10 protein-coding genes and 2 pseudogenes are annotated in these 11,628 nt (G+C 62.2%); 6 read left to right on the top strand and 6 right to left on the bottom strand.

The genetic code is table 11. The features are described from left to right. Positions 1-50 precede the first annotated feature (50 nt). Complete coding sequence (locus LDZ21_RS13815; RefSeq protein ID WP_035962834.1) at positions 51-488, top strand: PaaI family thioesterase; 438 nt, start codon at positions 51-53, stop codon at positions 486-488. A 69-nt stretch (positions 489-557) separates the two neighbouring features. Here the strand turns inward: LDZ21_RS13815 and LDZ21_RS13810 are convergent, their stop codons facing one another. From LDZ21_RS13810 to LDZ21_RS13795, 4 genes are read right to left on the bottom strand one after another with little or no spacing between them, the layout of a single operon-like run. Continuing rightward, positions 558-1,406, bottom strand: coding sequence for an ureidoglycolate lyase (locus LDZ21_RS13810; RefSeq protein ID WP_244795420.1), 849 nt, complete (start codon positions 1,404-1,406; stop codon positions 558-560). A gap of 56 nt (positions 1,407-1,462) precedes the next feature. Continuing rightward, positions 1,463-2,206: an SDR family oxidoreductase gene (locus LDZ21_RS13805; protein WP_035962836.1), complete on the bottom strand. Its 744-nt coding sequence runs from the start codon at positions 2,204-2,206 to the stop codon at positions 1,463-1,465. 51 nt (positions 2,207-2,257) lie between these two features. Next, positions 2,258-3,106 (bottom strand): amidohydrolase family protein, encoded by an 849-nt coding sequence (locus LDZ21_RS13800; protein ID WP_244795418.1) that lies wholly within the window; start codon positions 3,104-3,106, stop codon positions 2,258-2,260. Next, positions 3,103-4,152 carry an aldo/keto reductase gene (locus LDZ21_RS13795; protein ID WP_244795416.1) on the bottom strand — a complete coding sequence of 350 codons (1,050 nt, stop codon included), beginning with the start codon at positions 4,150-4,152 and terminating at the stop codon, positions 3,103-3,105. Before LDZ21_RS13795 ends, LDZ21_RS13800 begins: the two co-directional genes overlap by 4 nt. Before the next feature lie 213 nt (positions 4,153-4,365). On the opposite strand from LDZ21_RS13795, the gene LDZ21_RS13790 reads away from it, so the two are divergent. Continuing rightward, the gene (locus LDZ21_RS13790) at positions 4,366-5,166 is read left to right on the top strand and encodes an IclR family transcriptional regulator (protein WP_244795414.1); all 801 of its coding nucleotides are present in this window, start codon (positions 4,366-4,368) and stop codon (positions 5,164-5,166) included. Positions 5,167-5,267: 101 nt separating this feature from the next. Further along, positions 5,268-5,813: a hypothetical protein gene (locus LDZ21_RS13785; protein WP_244795412.1), complete on the top strand. Its 546-nt coding sequence runs from the start codon at positions 5,268-5,270 to the stop codon at positions 5,811-5,813. Here LDZ21_RS13785 and LDZ21_RS13780 read toward each other — a convergent pair. Beyond that, on the bottom strand, positions 5,810-8,239 hold the full coding sequence (locus LDZ21_RS13780) for a bifunctional acetate--CoA ligase family protein/GNAT family N-acetyltransferase (RefSeq protein WP_244795410.1): 2,430 nt from the start codon (positions 8,237-8,239) through the stop codon (positions 5,810-5,812). The genes LDZ21_RS13785 and LDZ21_RS13780 overlap by 4 nt on opposite strands. Positions 8,240-8,485: 246 nt before the next feature. On the opposite strand from LDZ21_RS13780, the gene parA reads away from it, so the two are divergent. The 3 genes and pseudogenes from parA to LDZ21_RS13770 all read left to right on the top strand — a co-directional run. Further along, entirely contained in the window at positions 8,486-9,145 is a 660-nt protein-coding gene (gene parA, locus LDZ21_RS13775) for a ParA family partition ATPase (protein ID WP_244795408.1), read from the top strand. 27 nt (positions 9,146-9,172) lie between these two features. Next, positions 9,173-9,278, top strand: a pseudogene (locus LDZ21_RS31405) (ParB/RepB/Spo0J family partition protein); the annotation flags it as partial. Positions 9,279-9,355: 77 nt separating this feature from the next. After that, positions 9,356-10,237: pseudogene (locus LDZ21_RS13770) on the top strand (ParB/RepB/Spo0J family partition protein); the annotation flags it as partial. Between the two features lie 26 nt (positions 10,238-10,263). On the opposite strand, the gene LDZ21_RS13765 reads toward LDZ21_RS13770, so the two are convergent. Further along, a complete protein-coding gene (locus tag LDZ21_RS13765; protein ID WP_244795404.1) occupies positions 10,264-11,628 on the bottom strand; it encodes a replication initiation protein in 1,365 nt (454 codons plus the stop codon).

Raw genomic sequence — 11,628 nt, 5'->3', positions numbered from 1 at the left:
TACCTATTGTCTTTGCAGGACTGCGCCGAACTCACCGAAGGAGTGTCTGAATGGCCGAAATCGTCGATATCGCACGCGGTGCGCTGAATGCGCAACCGTTCAGCGCCTTGCTCGGCACCAAGCTGATGCAGGTCGATTCAGCGAGTCTCACGCTGTGTCTGCCGATCCGCGACGAGCTGAGGCAGCAGCACGGCTTCGTACACGGCGGCGTGGTGAGTTATCTGGTCGACAATGCGCTGACTTTCGCGGGCGCGCTGCGGCTCGGCCCGAAGGTGGTCACGGGAGAATACAAGATCAATCATCTGCGTCCGGCGGTGACGGGCACGCTGATGGCGCGGGCGCGCGTCGTTCATGCCGGGATGACGCAGGCGACGTGTCAATGCGATGTCTTCGTCACCGATGGCAACACGGAGCGGCTGGTCGCCGTCGCGCAGGGAACCGTTGCGCGCATCGGCGACAGCGCGATCGAGGCGTTCTATCACGCCTGATGCGTTTTGCGGTTGCATCGCCCATGAAAAAGCCTCGCCGCAGCGGCGAGGCTTTTCGTTCGTCTGCGCTTATTGCGCGGCGACGGTCTTCTGCTGCTGCTCGCCCAGGCCCTGAATGCCGAGGCGCATCGTCTGGCCCGCGTTCAGGTAGACCGCGTTCGGCTTCACGCCCATGCCGACGCCCGGCGGCGTGCCGGTCGAGATGATGTCGCCCGGCTGCAGGCTCATCACTTTGGACAGGTAAGCAACCAGTTGTGCGACGGTGAAAACCATGGTCTTCGTGTTGCCGTTCTGGTAGCGATGGCCGTCCACTTCGAGCCACAAATCGAGCTTTTGCGGATCGGCGATTTCGTCCTTCGTGACGAGCCACGGACCGATCGGTCCAAACGTGTCGAAGCCCTTGCCCTTGTCCCACTGCGTGCCGTGCTCGAGCTGCCACTCGCGCTCGGAGACATCGTTGATGACGCAATAGCCCGCGACGTAATCGAGCGCGTTGGCTTCATCGACGTACTTCGCTTCCCGGCCGATCACCACGCCCAGTTCGACTTCCCAGTCGGTTTTCTTCGAATTGCGCGGAATCTCGACGTCGTCGTTCGGGCCGCAAATCGCGCTCGTCCACTTGCCGAAGATGACCGGCTCGGTCGGCACCGGCAGATTCGATTCCGCGGCGTGATCCGCATAGTTCAGGCCGATGCACACGAACTTGCCCACGCGCCCGACGCACGGCCCGATGCGCGGATTGCCCTCGACCACCGGCAGCGATGCCGGATCGGCGGCGCGCACTTTCGCGAGGCCTGCTTCGGTCAGCGTCGCGCCCGCGATGTCGTCCACGACTGCCGACAGGTCACGAATTCGCCCATCCGCGTCGAGAAGACCCGGCTTTTCCTGACCCTTCGGGCCGTAACGAAGCAGCTTCATCTGGTTTGATCCTCGTATTTCTGCAGCAAGTTGAAAAGCGATGCGCGGCGAGTGCGTTAATTTGACCAGCCGCCATCGATGATGTGAATCTGACCCGTCGTGAACGACGACTCATCGGAGCCGAGATACAGCGCGAGCGCCGCGATTTCCTCAGCGCGGCCAACGCGCCCCATCGGCTGACGCGCGACGAACGCGGCCTGCACCTGATCGACGCTCGCGCCCTGCGCTTGCGCCTGTTCCGCGATGCGCTCTTTCAGCGACGGCGATTCGACCGTGCCCGGACAAATCGCATTGCAGCGGATACCGCGCGTGACGAAATCCGCCGCGACCGACTTCGTGAGTCCGATCACCGCCGCCTTCGACGCACCGTATACGAAGCGGTTCGCCACGCCCTTCACGCTCGACGCCGCCGACGACATGTTGATGATCGAGCCGCCGCCCTTCTCCAGCATCGCCGGCAGGAACGCGCGGATGGTCCGGTACATCGCCTTCGCGTTGATGTCGAATGCGAAGTCCCAGTCCGCTTCGCTCGCTTCGAGAATCGACCCGGCGTGGACGTAGCCCGCGCAGTTGAACAGCACGTCGACCGGGCCAAGTTCCTTCGCGAGAGCGTCGATGGCCTGGGCATCGCGCACATCCAGTTTGCGCACTTCGAACGGCTTGCCGTCGAGCGCTTCGACGCGGATGTCCGTCGCAATCACGCGCGCGCCTTGCGCCGCGAACATCTCCGCCGTCGCAAGGCCGATGCCCTGCCCCGCCGCCGTGATCAGCGCGGTCTTGCCTGCCAGTCTTTGTACCATCCACTGCTCCAGTCGAAGTTGTTTTTGAGACATGCCCGGTATAGGAGGACGTCAAAGGCGGTAGAACGCACGGGCGTTCGCGCCGAAGATCGCCTGCTGCCCGGCTTTATCGAGATGCGCGGTGAGACGCGTCGCGGCGGCGTGCCAGTCAGTGTAGCCGCCGTTGAGATTCAGTACCGGCCAATCGCTGCCCCACATCAGCCGTTCAGGGCCGAAATGCGCGATGAGATGCGCGACATACGGTTGAAGCGTCGCGTCGGTCCAGCCTTTCGCTGCTTCGGTGGCGAGGCCCGAGAGCTTGCAGAAGGGCTTTTGCGGCAACGTAGCGAGCTGCGCAATGCCGTCGGCCCACGGTTGCCACGCTGCATCGACGCCATCGCGGATGGGCGGCTTCGCGCCGTGGTCGATGACGATTCGCAGTTTCGGGTAACGACGCGCGAACTCGACCAGCGACGGGACATGCCGCGCGAAGATCAGCGCATCGAAGGCCAGATCGCGTTCGATCAGACGCTCGATTGCCTCGGGGCGCGGGGCGTGAGCGAGCCAGGTGTTGTCGGGCAAGTCCTGCAACATCGGGCGCACGCCTTTGAACTTCGAGTCGCGCGAAAACTCTTCGATGAGATCGACGGCGTCGACGGAATCGAGCGGAACCCAGCCGACGACGCCCGCGATGGAACCGTGGTCCTGCGCCAGCTTTAGCAGATAGCGCGTTTCATCGACGGTCGGCGCAGCCTGAACGACGACGGTGCGCGCGATGCCCGTCGCGTGACGCAACGGGGCAAGATCATTCGGGCCGAACACGCGGTAAAGAGGCTCGAGATCCGGCGAGAGCCAGCCGTAATCGCCGCGCGCCGGGTCCCAGTAGTGCTGATGTGCGTCGATTCTTTCGTCCACGTTCATTGCGGCACCGGCGCGTTCTCGTGAAGCAGGCCCTCCGAACGCAACGCCTCCCAGAGCGCAGACGGAATCGGCGTCGCGAACGATGCAGCGTTCTGTTGCACCTCGCCCGCATTGCGCGCGCCCATCAGCACCGTAGCCACGACTTTATGCGCATAAGGAAACTGGAGCGCGGCGCTCGATAGCGCGACGCCGTGTTCCCGACACACGCGTTCGAGTTTTCCGACGCGCTCGATGACTTCCTTCGGCGCGTCGCCATAGTTGAACTTGAGATCGCCATGCGCGTGATTGTCGAGACCACGCGCCAGAATGCCCGAGTTGAATGCGCCGCCCAGCAGAATGCTCACGCCGCGCTTTTCGCATTCAGGCAACAGATCGTCGAGGGGATTCTGTTCGAGCAGCGTGTAGCGACCGGCGAGCAGCGCACAGTCGACGTCGTATTCGGCCATCGCTTCCATGACTGCCGCGCTTTCGTTCACGCCGAGTCCGACCGCTTTTACGCCGCGCGATTGCTTCAACTCATCGAGTGCGCGAAAGCCGCCATCGTTCGTCAGTTGCCGCCAGTAATGGGCGTTCTTTTCGCCGTGCGTGTATCGGCCGATATCGTGAATCAACACGATATCGACATCGATGATGCCCAGGCGCTGCTGGCTGTCCTCGAAGGAGCGCAGGATGCCGTCGTAGGTGTAATCGTAGATCGCCTGAAAAGGCAGCGGATCCGCCCAACCTTCGCTGCCGTCATCCGGCGTCGTGCGCGGGACGAAGCGCCGGCCCACTTTCGTCGACAACACGAAATCGCTTCGGGGGTACCGCCGCAGCGCATCGCCCAGACGATGCTCGGCCTTCGTATGCCCATAGTGCGGCGCAGTGTCGAAGAAGCGGATGCCTGCCTGCCACGCGGCGTCGACGGTGGCGCGCGCTTCCTCTTCCGTCAACTCATGGTAGAGACCGCCGAGCGGCGCGGTGCCGAGCGATAGCGCCGTGACTTCGAGCGGCGTGCGGCCGATCGTGCGTCGGCGTAGGACGACATCCTGCATTGCTGCGCTCATCTGCAAACCTCGATCAAGGGATACGGTGGCTGCGGCGGAGCCGCTTTCTGCGGCTGGCGAGTGAGTCTTGCGGGCGAATTCGACGTCACCGAGATGGAAAACCCTCTATGTGACCGTTCATCAATGAACGTATTATTCATATTCGCACAAAGCTAAGTCAAGGTACGCTACGGGCGGCTTTGTCGGTGATTTCCCCTAGCGCATCCCTCTTTCATGAATCGACGCACGCCAATTTCGCCGGAATCCGCAGAAAACGACGCCGACCGTTATCGCGCGCCAGCGCTCGACAAGGGACTCGACATTCTCGAATTGCTATCCGAGCAGAAGTCGGGACTCACGCGCGCTGAAATCACGAAGATGCTTGGGCGCAATGCCAGTGAGATGTATCGCATGCTGGAGCGGCTCGTCGCACGGCAGTACGTTGTGCGCTCCCCCGAGGGCGACCGCTATTCGCTCGGGTTGAAGCTATATGCGCTCGCGCACCGTCATCCGCCGACGCACCGGTTGATCGCGGAGGCGTTGCCCGTGATGCGGCGTTTCGCCGATGCCGCCGAGCAATCCGTTCATCTCGCCGTCTACGATCGGGGCAATCTGCTCGTCATCGCGCAGGTAGACGGCCCCGGCACCTGGGGCATTTCAGTGCGACTCGGATCTCGCGTCGGCCTGATCGACACGGGGTCGGGCCGCGTGATGCTCGCGTTCCAGACGGACGAACAGCGCGCGCACATGCTGGCCGAGCACACCAAAGTGAAAGGCGAGCTTGCAGTCGATGATGCGGTGCTCGATGCGGAACATCGACGCATTCGCGATCTTGGCTACTGGAAGAAGGACAGTCAGCAGACCTTCGGCGTCATAGACGTGGCGTTTCCGCTGCTCGGGCCGTCGGGGCAGGCCATCGCCGCGCTGACCTGTCCCTATATGCGGCGCATCGACGAGTACGTGGCGCCGTCCGTCGACGATGTCACTACGCTGCTGAAGGATGCCGCCGCCTCACTTTCGATGACGCGCGACTGAGCGGCGAAAGCATCGCGCGTTAGAATAGCGGCCCTCTCAAAAAGACGGCCATCGTATTGGTGAGCCGCCGACCTCATCTGACGCATTACTACGCATCACTCATGGCGAAACTTCTTTCCGATTCCGAATTCCAGCGTTTTTCCGAACTTCAGCAGAAGCAGGCAAGCTTCACAATTTCCACCGATGAAGCGGACGAACTCCGCGATATCGTCGCGCGCGCACAGAAGAAGCGCGATGACCGCGCCGCAGCGATGCAAGCCATCGAAGCGCATATCGCCCAATTCGACATCAGCCCAGACGAACTTTTCTCGCCCGAGCAGATCGGCGAAGCGGCGCGCACGTACGGGCTCATTCCCGCTGCGAAGAAGGAGCGCACCCTTCCGCCACAACTGACGTACAACGGCAAGCCGTATCAGTGGACGTCGCGCGCGCTGCCCGATGAGATCCGCGAGCCGCTTTTCGAAGCATTCACGTCGGGGCAGTCCGTAAAGACGTTCATCGCGACGCCGAAAGACGCCGCGCGCTGCGCGCTGACCATCGCCCGGCTGGAACGCGAAACGGGAACTTCGTATGCCGAAGCATTGCTGAGTGAATTAGCGCTCTCGCGTGCGCAAGTCGACGACGCGCTCGCCAAACTCGCGGCTTAATCCCGCGAGGTTTGCGATGGAGGTGCCGGCGCATCGCAGAGGCGCATCCTGAAACCGACGACGCCGGGATCCTCCGTTTTGATCAACTCGAATCCAGCCTTTCGCGCGAGCGCGATCATGCCTGTGTTCTCCCGCAGCGCTTCGCCGATCATCCATCGGGTGCCGCGCTTTCGCTCGTAATCGATGATTCGCGAGAGCAGCAGCCAGCCCAAACCCTGCCCTTTCATGTCCGAACGCGCGGCCAGCGCGAATTCGGCGGTCTCGTTGTCCGGATCGGCGATTGCGCGCGCCACGCCCAGCGTCTCGTACGTGTCATCCTCTTTTGCACGCGTGATGACGAGCGCCATCTCACGGTCGTAATCGATCTGTGTCATCCGCGCGAGTTGCGAATGGTCGAAGCTGCGCACGGCGCCGAAGAATCGCAAGCGCAAATCTTCGGCGGTGTTTGCGGCGACGAAGGCGCGATGCGCGTCTTCGTCTTCCGGACGAATCGGCCGCACCGTGATGCGCATGCCACGCCAGTCGAGCGTCTCCTCCATCGCACGCGGATACGGCACGATCGCGAGCGGCTTTCGATGCGCGCCGAGTGTGAGTTTCGGTTCGTAGACGACGACAGAATCGCGCGTCACACGAAACGTCAGCTTCAACGCGACGATTTCCTCGATGTAGCAAACCAGTTGCGATAGCGCGGTCAGTGCGTTGAGCAGCAGCTCGGCGGGTAATTCGCGCGCGCGCGGCGATGTCGTGATGAGGTCGCGGGCGAGCACCGGATTGAGCGGCGGCAGCGCAAATTCGTGAAGCGAATCAGCAAGCCCGAGCGCGCCCGCAGCCCTGAATTCGAATGCCGGGCCGAAGACGCGGTGACTGATCAGCCGCGTGTCGATATCGATGGCATCGCCCGAAGTCGGGTCCGGCGCGCCGGGCTTCACCACGAGGCCGAAGCGAGCGCATATCTGGGCGGCTCGCTCGCCATCCAGCTCCGTGATGCCACGGTCCAACGCGGTGCGAATTTCGCGCTGCGCGTCTTCGATGTCTTTGGGGACATCGGCGGGAAGACCGTCCGGAGTCTGCATGAGCAACTCGCGTCCTTGCCGAAAATCGACAAGACGCGCGAAGCCGCGCGCGAGGCGATGCGGCGTCGTGTGCACGGGAATGCCGTTGGCGTGCAGTTCGTCGCGGGTCGCCGCATCCGCACAACCGAAGAAGCACGCAAGCAGACCACGATAAGCGTGTCGTCGCTCGGCGATCAACCCGCGGGCGACGTCGGCGACCGGCGCGCTGTGCGTCGGCGCGTGCACGACGAACACGGTTCCGGTTTCGCGATGCGGCGCGAGCGCCTGGAGCACGACGCCGAAGTCGGCAGGGGACGCGTCGTCGCCAAGCAGCAGCGGATTTCCTGATTGGGCGCGAGGCAACGCGGCGGCGACGGCGTCGCGTGCAGCGACGGGCCACGGAGCAAGACCATCGCCGGCGGCGGCAAACGCGTCCACCGCCAGGGCGGCGACGCCGCGGTCGCTCGTGACCACAGTGGCCACATCGCTCGTGGCGACACGGCCGATCCCAAGCGTTTCTATCTCATCGAGAAGGTCGTCGAGAGAATCGACGCGGACCAGTCCGGCGCGGCGGAAAGCGGCGGCGTAGAGCCGATCGAACGGATCGTCGCGACCCGTGCGCAACACCAGGACGGGCTTGTTCCGAGCAGCGGCGCGAGCAGCGGACATGAACTTGCGCGCTGAGCTGACGTGTTCGATTGCAAGCAGGATCGCTCGCGTCGATGCGTCGCTCGCCAGGAAGTCGAGCATGTCGCCGGAATCGACGTCGGCTTCATCGCCAAGCGCGACGATTCGCGAGAAACCGAGGCCCCGCGCGAGTGCCCAGCCAAGCACGCCGTTCGTCAGTGCGTTGGAGCCGGACACCCAGGCCACGCCGCCGGGCTTGACGGTGCACGCGGGAGCACCGAGACAGGCGCCAATCGATGGCGTCACCACGCCAAGACTTGCGGGTCCGACGATGCGAATCAAGAACGGCCGCGCGGCGGCCAGCGTCCGAGCGGTCCAATCAGCCGCGTCGTCAGAAGCGGAGGCCTCATTGCGATGATCGCTGCCCGTATGCGACCGTGCCTCGCCAACGATTACGACGGCCCTCGTTCCTCGGTGGCCCAATTGTTCGACAAGTGACGGCCACGTCTGGGGGCGCGTGCAGATGACGGCGACAGACGGCGCGTCCGGCAAGTCGTCGACATCCTTGTACACCCGCGCGCCGTTCAGCGACTCGTGCCGAGGATTGACCGGCCAGACGGGGCCTTTGTAGCCGGCGCATCGTGCACGCTCCCAGACCATTGCGCCGATACTCCCGGCGCGCGGCGATGCACCGATCACAGCGACCGACTTGGGGGAAAACAGAATGTCGAGGTTGCGAACAGTCATGGGCGACTCTTGGACATTGCAGGTCACCGATAAGCATAGGCGATGTATGGGCATCGGTCGGTCGTCGCGGCGTCGCGCAGCGCTTTATGCGCATAAAGTCCGGCGCGGTCCGACGAAGGCAGCCGGCTACTTTATGCGCATAAAGCCTCGTCCGAATGGCTAACGTACGCAACATTTGACCAATACAACTGGAAATTAATCACGCGCAATGTAGAATTCAAAACGCAATCAATTTCGGAGCTAACTGTGGCGGCGGAAATCATAGCGATCACGCAGCAGAAAGGCGGAGTGGGCAAAAGCACAATCGCGATGCACCTTGGCGCCGCCTTCCACGAAAAGAAGAAGCGCGTGCTCGTGGTCGACGCAGACGGCCAAAATACGCTTATCCATTGGTCAAGCGCTGCATCCGACGACAACAGCGGCATCCCGTTTCCGGTCGTCAATCTGTCTGAGGCGGGCGGGCAAATACACCGCGAGATCAAGAAGTTCGTCAACGATTACGACATCATCGTGGTCGATTGCCCGCCGTCGATTACGGAGAAGGTGTCAGGCGTCGTCTTGTTGGCCGCGAGTGTCGCGGTCATTCCGACTTCGTCATCGCCTGCCGATTATTGGTCGAGTGTTGGACTGGTGAAGCTCGTGCAGCAGGCGCAGGTCATGAATGAAGACTTGCGTGCTGTGTTCCTGCTGAACAAGACCGAAGAGAAGCGCATGCTGACGCGCGAGCTCAAAGTTGCGCTCGAGGAACTAGGCTTCCCGTTGCTCAGGACGCAAATTCCGACACGCGAGTGCTACAAGCAGGCGATGGCTCTCGGCCAGACCGTTTTGCAAATGAGCGATCGGGGAGCACGGCTGGCTGCGGCAGAGATTCGCAGCTGCGCCGATGAAATCCTTGCCATGCTCTGACGACTTTATGCGCATAAAGGACACTGAATGAAACCGTCGCAATTTGCCAAGGGCTTCAAGGCTCGCCCGGACACGACCAGCAGCGAAAAACGGACTGCGCTCGATCGGCTCAACGCGATCGACGGTATCGTCGACATACAGCACGTTTCCCAAAACGCCGCGAACGGTCGATCCAGCGCTTTCGTCGCGGAAGACCAAGTGGACGCGATTGCTGGCCCGGAATCGGATGAATATCGCGCCTGGCGCCGGGCGAATCGTTATACGGCAGGGCAGGTCATTGACTTGCCCCTGAAGGCCATCAAACCTAGTCCGTTCAATCCCCGCCACTTCTATCTGAAGGCGTCGATTGCCGAACTGGCCGTCAACCTTGCAAAACAAGGACAGCAGCAGGCGATTCACGTGATTCCGGATTACGAGAACCCGGGCACTTTCTTCGTCAGCGATGGCGGCCGTCGCGTACGCGCGCTGAAAGAAGCGAACAAGGAAACCGTCAAGGCTGTGGTGGTCGACCTGCCGGTTGGCATCGAGAGCTACAAGCTGGGTTACGACCTGAACGTTCAACGCGATTCGCAGACCGTGTTCGACAACGCTGTCGTCTGGCGGCGCTTCCTCGACGAACAGCATTTCCAAAGCCAACGCGAATTAGCCGACCATCTCGGCCTCGACGAATCGACGATCGCCGTTGCTTTGTCGATCGCCAAGCTGCCCGAAAACGTTATGCAGGAGATGGTCGCCCGACCGGATCGATTCGGCTCGAATATGGCCTATCAGATTTCGCGGTATCACACCGCGCGTGGAAGTGACGCGACGCTGCGGCTCATCAACAAGATCACTTCCGACGATCTCAGCACGCGTCAGGTCGCGGATATCGTCAAAGGACGTGCGACCCCTCAGGAAACGCCGAAGCCCGCCGGTCGCCAGCGGTACGCGCAGCGCCTCGAAATAAAACTCGATGGCGTCTCTGTCGGCGACTTGAAGTCATACGGCGAAGACCGGCTCGAACTGCGGCTGCGCGGACTGTCTCGGGAGCGACGGGATGAATTGCTGCATCAGATCGAGACGATCCTTCAGTCGGAGCAAGCCAAAGATTGAGCGCGCTGCCGGTCGCGCTGCCAAAGCTAGGCGGCGCGCGACTGGCTCAATGTGAAAGCCAGCAAATCACCATCGGTAGGCTCGCCCCACGTTTTTCGGGCGAGCCAGTCGAAGAAGGACGTCTCCGCCAACTTCGAATCCAGACCACGCTTGCGCCAGTCGTCGCGCATGTGCGAACCCAACTCCGGCAGGACGTTTTCCTCGAAGGTCTGCCGTGCGAGTTCCCGCTCTTCCTCACCCTGCTCGTCGTACAACGCCCGCGCTTCCTTGCGTCGATAGGCCGAGAACTCACTCAACAAGCGAGCCTTCAGATCGTCCGCCGCGGACGCGCTCGTTGCGCCAACACGCGCCGGCGCTCCGTTTGCGGCAGTCGGCAATGCCTCGACCGGCGGCGCGTAACCCTTCTTGAGCGCGTCCTTGAAGAGGGCGGCGGCAGAGCGCACCGGCGGCAGCGTCGTGCTGCGCATACGCTGCTCGGTCATCTGCAGCGCGGCACGAATTCGGTTTTCCTCGCTATCGGCGTACAGCGTCTGCGCCTCCTTGAGGGGGATGCCGATTTTCACCATGCGATCGACCAGCGTGCTATCGAAGACGTTCGGATGCTCGTCGAGCGCGAGCATCGGCTGCTTGCGCTCCGTCACCCGGAACTGGATTTCGGCAACACGACGTCCCTCACGGTGCTCCACCAGTTCCACGAAGATGTTTGTCACCGCGTTGACTTCGGCAATCGCGGGACGCAGATAGTCGCGCTTGAAATACTTGTACTCGCGTTTGGCCTCGTCGCCGGCTTCAGTATCGGGCGTCCCGGATAGAATCGGCCGCCACCACTCCCATGTTTCGCGCATCGTCAGATGGCTTGGGTTGGTCAGATAACGCACGCAGATTTCATACAGCGCGAGGCCGGCGCTGCTGCGCAACTGACTCTGGAACTGAAGGCTAAGGCGCGCATACTGTACCGGGTCGAGAAGCTTTTTCTTGATCTTCGGCGCGAACGAGAATTCGACCCAGACTCGGCGCGTCGTCGGGTCTTCGAGAATTTCGGCGTCGGCGATCAGCGTCGAGATGCCCCACTTACGTCCCGGTTTCTGGCTCGACGTGCCCGTGCTCCACTCGACTTGCACCGACACCATCCGGCGCAGGTGCTCCTTGACGAGGGCCGTGTCGTTCGAGTCGAACGCCGAATTGGCGACAATGTCCGACAGCAGCGCGCGATAGGTATCGCCCGACTCATCTGCCTGCTGCGCGACCGCAAGCAGTACATTGAAAAGCTTGCGGGTCAGCAGCGTGATCTTCCCGCTCTTGGGCTGAATGGCGATGGCTTCGACAGCTTTGCGCAATTCGGCCGAGCTAGGGCTAACGACGTCGGTTTTCTTGGCGCGCTTGGTAGCCAT

The organism is Caballeronia grimmiae, assembly GCF_022879615.1.
Lineage (GTDB): Bacteria > Pseudomonadota > Gammaproteobacteria > Burkholderiales > Burkholderiaceae > Caballeronia > Caballeronia grimmiae.
The sequence above is the reverse complement of the archived record's forward strand: the minus strand, read 5'-3'. Positions and strand labels throughout refer to the sequence as shown.